This is a genomic window from Ferrovum myxofaciens (assembly GCF_000735045.1).
GTDB lineage: Bacteria > Pseudomonadota > Gammaproteobacteria > Burkholderiales > Ferrovaceae > Ferrovum > Ferrovum myxofaciens.
This window is the reverse complement of sequence record NZ_JPOQ01000499.1, coordinates 1-253: the sequence shown is the minus strand read 5'-3', so window position 1 is coordinate 253 and position 253 is coordinate 1. Positions and strand designations below refer to the sequence as shown.

At 52.6% G+C, this 253-nt stretch carries 1 protein-coding gene; it reads right to left on the bottom strand.

The window, feature by feature from the left end:
• On the bottom strand, window positions 1–209 hold a 209-nt coding region (locus IV91_RS16385), incomplete at its 3' end, for a DUF3987 domain-containing protein (protein ID WP_233418504.1).
• Window positions 210–253 lie beyond the last annotated feature (44 nt).

Below are 253 nucleotides of genomic sequence, written 5' to 3'. Positions count from 1 at the left end.
ACGTGGAAGATCACCGCAAGACGGGCTGCGTTGTCGGCAACTTTTGACGCAACATCCCGAACATCAAACAGTGTTCCCTTGCTGGCTAGTTCTGTTTCAATCGTGTCATGGAACTTGATCCATAGCACCTTGGCTTCATCACTTAAATCGACCATACCTGGGATAATTCCTTTGACGATCCCGCGCTGTCTTTGGAGTAGTTCGGTCATACGCTCGTGATACCGGGCCAACGCTGGCCATGTCGCCGGGGCCT